The organism is Streptomyces niveiscabiei (assembly GCF_001419795.1).
GTDB classification, from domain to species: domain Bacteria; phylum Actinomycetota; class Actinomycetes; order Streptomycetales; family Streptomycetaceae; genus Streptomyces; species Streptomyces niveiscabiei.
On the sequence record NZ_LIRL01000122.1, the window covers coordinates 1 to 3,912 of the forward strand.

A 3,912-nucleotide genomic window follows, 5' to 3' on the forward strand; every position below is an offset into this window, starting at 1 on the left:
GGCCAGCTCGGCGAGGATCTTGCGGTCGACCTCGACGTTCGCGGCCTTCAGACCCTGGATGAAGCGGTTGTAGGTGATGCCGTTCGCGCGGGCAGCGGCGTTGATGCGCTGGATCCACAGCTGACGGAAGTCGCCCTTGCGCTTCTTGCGGTCGTTGTAGTTGTAGACCAGCGAGTGGGTGACCTGCTCCTTGGCCTTGCGGTACAGGCGCGAACGCTGACCACGGTAGCCGGAGGCGGCTTCGAGGATCGCCCGGCGCTTCTTGTGGGCGTTGACTGCCCGCTTGACGCGTGCCACTTGTTAACTCCTTGTAGCGGGGCCGTGGTTGGACTCACACGACCCGGTGTCGAATAGGTCCCGGTCGAGGCGTAGGGCGCTAGGCGCCGTACGTCACTTGCCGAGAAGCTTCTTGATCTTCGCGGCGTCGCCCGGGGCCATCTCGGCGTTGCCGGTGAGGCGACGCGTCACGCGGGACGACTTGTGCTCAAGCAGGTGGCGCTTGCCGGCGCGCTCGCGGAGCACCTTGCCGGAGCCGGTGATCTTGAAGCGCTTGCTGGCACCGCTGTGCGACTTGTTCTTCGGCATAGCGCCGTACTCTCCTCGTCGGTGGCGCTCCGGTGCCCGGTCGTGAAACCGGGCACGGGGTGGAGCGTCGCTGTTCTGTCGGTCGATCCGAGGGGCTCGCGCCCCGTGGATCACGCCTCGGCGGAAGCCTCGGCAGGGGTCTCGACGACCTCGTCGGCCTCGTCGGTCTCCCGGACCTCGGCGTTCACGGCGTCGGCGTCCGCGGCGTTCTGCGAGCGGCCGGGGTTGGCCTTCGCCTCGGCCTTGCGGGCCTCCTGCGCCTGACGGGCCTCGGCCATCGCCTCGGTCTTCTTCTTGTGCGGACCGAGAACCATGATCATGTTTCGGCCGTCCTGCTTCGGGTTCGACTCGACGAACCCGAGGTCCTCGACGTCCGAAGCGAGGCGCTGGAGCAGGCGGTAGCCCAGCTCCGGGCGCGACTGCTCACGGCCGCGGAACATGATCGTGATCTTGACCTTGTCGCCCTGCTTGAGGAACCGGACGACGTGACCCTTCTTGGTGTCGTAGTCGTGCGGGTCGATCTTCGGCCGGAGCTTCATCTCCTTGATGACCGTGTGCGCCTGGTTCTTGCGCGCCTCACGGGCCTTCATGGCCGACTCGTACTTGAACTTCCCGTAGTCCATGAGCTTGCAGACCGGCGGGCGGGCGTTCGCCGCGACCTCGACCAGGTCCAGGTCGTACTCCTGCGCAAGCTCCAGTGCCTTGGCCAGGGGGACGATGCCCACCTGCTCGCCACTGGGACCGACAAGTCGCACCTCGGGAACGCGAATCCGGTCGTTGATGCGGGGCTCGGCGCTGATGAGTCCTCCTCGGTTGCACCACGCGACTCCCTGGTTCGAGCGCCGCGTAACGTCTGTCTCTTAAGACCTTCAACCATGCCGAGGCAGAAAAAATGCCCCGGACGATCACATGCGGGGTTCCTCGAACTACCGGAACACCGCCGCGGGGATCGCGGGGCGTACTCATCGGACGGCGGCGCCCCCACGAGGGGCGGCCGTCTGACCGGTGACCCGCCGCCCCGGGGGGTGGTCGGGTGGGAGTTCGAAGCCTCCACTTGTGGGCCGGGCACAGTCATGTCCAGCCGGTCGTTCTCCAACGTTAACAGTTCGCGTCGGTACTGGCCAATCCGGGCTCCGTGGTGGACCCTGTGCGCCCTCCCCCTATCGTGTCCTCCATGAGTGACACCCCCGACTTCAACGAAATGACCCGCGACATCGCCGAGGTCCCCGCCGTCGAGGTCATCGTGACGGTCGCCGTCAACCTCATGAGCGCCGCGGCCGTCAAGCTCGGGCTGACCGAGGAGGGCGAGAAGTTCAAGGACCTGGACGAGGCGCGCAAGCTGATCACTGCGTTGGCGGGGCTGCTGGACGCGTCGGCCACGGAGATCAGTTCGTTTCACGCAGCGCCGCTGCGGGACGGGCTGAAGTCTCTCCAGCTGGCGTTCCGGGAGGCGTCGGTTGTGCCGGATGCGGTGGGGCAGGGGCCCGGGGAGAAGTACACGGGGCCGGTTTACAGCTAAAGACGGGTGGAGTTTCGGCTGCTGGCCGGTGGGGGTTGTTCGCGCAGTTCCCCGCGCCCCTAAAGGACCTGGCTGCTGCCCGGTAGTTCGGTGCCGGTCGGTAGTAGTGCCAAATCCAAGCCCTTCACCAAGCGTGCCCTCAGTGTCTCGTCCGCCGCTAGGCGTTCTGCCACTGCCTGGGCTGCCTTGGCCGGTACGGCGTCGTCCGCCAGGACCAGGGCCAGGGTGCCGTCCGACTCACCCGGGCCCAGGTATGCGCGCTGGACCGCTGGTTCTGATGCCACCGCTGCTCGTACCGCTTCGCGTACTGCCGGGTCCGACAGTGGGTCTGTTGTTGTGCGGCCTTCCGCGAGCGCCAAGAGGGTCTGGCCCGTCAGTTCGAAGGGGATCGGACCCGCGAGGTCCAGGATGAGGGTGTCGGCCTTCTCGTGGGCCGCCGCTTCCAGGGCCTGGTGGAGGCGGACGGCGACCGGGCGGGCCTCGGGGTCCCAGAGGGCCAGGGACGCTGTCGACGTGAAGGCGGGGAGTGCCTTGCGGGGGCCTGCCTTCAGGGTGGGGACCGCCATGTCGCTCATTTTTTCGCGGCGCAGTCCGTTCTCGTCCTCCTCGACCTCGCCGAGGACCGCCACGACGGGGACCAGCAGACGCGCGGTCCGCAGCGCCGCCAGGACCGCGGGGAGCTGCGCGCGGTCCTGCGTCCATGCCGTGAGCGCCGCCGTGAGCGCCGGGTCGGCGGTGCCGTCGTCGTCGGGGAAGCCGGGGTCGGGAATGTTCTTGTTCGCCACGGTCGACGACCCTATCGGGGGGATGCTGCTGCGGTTGTGCGGGGCCGGAAACCGCGCGGTCACCGGTTTCACGGTTCTCTCAGGAATCCCTGACACAGCTCTAACGTCCGTCTCACGGGGGACACAGTCACCGCCCCCACCATCGCGGGATGGAGTCCTCCAGACCCGTACGACGCCACCGCGCCCGCTCCTCCTCCCGGCGCCGGCCGCTCCTGCTGTCCGTGCTCGCCGTCGTCGCGATGGCCTGCGGGACGGCGTACGTGAAGATCCACGACAGCGCTCCCGGCACCCCCGTATCGTCGGCCCCGGCGGCGACGTCCTCGCCGGCCGCGCGTACCCAGGAGGAACCTGTGCCGGAGACCGACCGCACCGCGCTGCTGAAGACGGCGATGCAGGCGGTGAGCGTCCCCGGTGACGCCGCCGTGTCCGTCGGGGTGCTCGATCTGGGCTCCGGGGACAGTGCCGTGTACGGGGAGGCCGCGTTCGACACGGCCAGCATCGTGAAGGTCGACATCCTCGCCGCGCTGCTGCTCCAGGCGCAGGACGCGGGCCGGAGCCTCACCGCGCAGGAGAGGTCGTACGCCGCCCTGATGATCGAGAACAGCGACAACGACTCCGCCACCGCCCTGTGGAACACCATCGGCCAGGCGGAGGGGCTCGACGCGGCCAACGACCGGTTCGGGATGACCGGCACGGAGGGCGGGGAGGGCGCGCTGTGGGGGCTCACGCAGACGACCGCCGCCGATCAACTCGCCCTGCTCCAGCAGGTGTTCGGAGACTCCTCGGAACTGAACGACGCCTCCCGGGCGTACGTCGGCGGGCTCATGGCCCAGGTCGAGGCCGACCAGCGGTGGGGGGTGTCGGCCGCCGCGCAGGGCGCCGAGTGGGCGCTGAAGAACGGGTGGCTCCCGCGCAGCACGACGGGGCTGTGGGACGTCAACAGCATCGGGCGGGTGACGGCCGGGGGTGGGGCGTACCTGGTGGCCGTGCTGTCCGACGGGAACGCGAGCATGGCGGCGGGGG

General features: G+C 68.8%; 6 protein-coding genes. 2 read left to right on the forward strand and 4 right to left on the reverse strand.

The features are described 5' to 3' along the window. The 3 genes from rplT to infC all read right to left on the reverse strand — a co-directional run. Window positions 1–297 (reverse strand): 50S ribosomal protein L20 (gene rplT, locus AOK24_RS06975; RefSeq protein WP_055719180.1); only part of this gene is annotated, 297 nt, incomplete at its 3' end. 93 nt (window positions 298–390) lie between these two features. After that, a complete protein-coding gene (gene rpmI, locus AOK24_RS06980; RefSeq protein ID WP_003977225.1) occupies window positions 391–585 on the reverse strand; it encodes a 50S ribosomal protein L35 in 195 nt (64 codons plus the stop codon). A gap of 110 nt (window positions 586–695) precedes the next feature. Further along, window positions 696–1,385, reverse strand: coding sequence for a translation initiation factor IF-3 (gene infC / locus AOK24_RS06985; protein WP_079056703.1), 690 nt, complete (start codon window positions 1,383–1,385; stop codon window positions 696–698). 374 nt (window positions 1,386–1,759) lie between these two features. Here infC and AOK24_RS06990 point away from each other — a divergent pair, with 374 nt between their 5' ends. Further along, window positions 1,760–2,104, forward strand: a complete 345-nt coding sequence (locus tag AOK24_RS06990; RefSeq protein ID WP_055719178.1) for a DUF1844 domain-containing protein — start codon at window positions 1,760–1,762, stop codon at window positions 2,102–2,104. A gap of 59 nt (window positions 2,105–2,163) precedes the next feature. On the opposite strand, the gene AOK24_RS06995 is transcribed toward AOK24_RS06990, so the two are convergent. Next, on the reverse strand, window positions 2,164–2,889 hold the full coding sequence (locus AOK24_RS06995) for an SseB family protein (RefSeq protein WP_055719181.1): 726 nt from the start codon (window positions 2,887–2,889) through the stop codon (window positions 2,164–2,166). A 149-nt stretch (window positions 2,890–3,038) separates the two neighbouring features. Between AOK24_RS06995 and AOK24_RS07000 the strand changes: the two genes are divergently transcribed. After that, window positions 3,039–3,912: serine hydrolase (locus AOK24_RS07000; protein ID WP_055719179.1), on the forward strand; the 874-nt coding region annotated here is incomplete at its 3' end.